The organism is Microbacterium sp. LMI1-1-1.1, assembly GCF_040815675.1.
Taxonomy (GTDB): domain Bacteria; phylum Actinomycetota; class Actinomycetes; order Actinomycetales; family Microbacteriaceae; genus Microbacterium.
On record NZ_JBFPNN010000004.1, the window covers coordinates 1 to 255 of the forward strand.

The 255-nt window shown below is 69.4% G+C and carries 1 pseudogene; it reads right to left on the minus strand.

The annotated features are described in order from the left end of the window. Positions 1-22: 22 nt before the first annotated feature. Positions 23-255: pseudogene (locus MRBLMI1_RS05925) on the minus strand (hypothetical protein); the annotation flags it as partial.

Genomic DNA, 255 nt, shown 5'->3' on the forward strand with positions numbered 1-255 from the left:
GTGCGGAGGGTGGTGTCGGTCATCAGCGCACTCGCTTTCGTTTCGGGGTGGTGGCCCCGGTGAGGGTGATGTCTACCCGGGAGACCTCGCGTCCGAACAGGCGGGTCAGGCGGGTGTGGAGGTCGGCTTGGATGCCGCGGGCGGCCTCGAGCACCGGGACGGTGGTGTTCACCGCGGGGGTGTCGTCCAGCCGGGGGATGGGAAATGGGGCGGACACGCGGACGATGACGGTGTCGCGGGATCCGGTGATGTCGA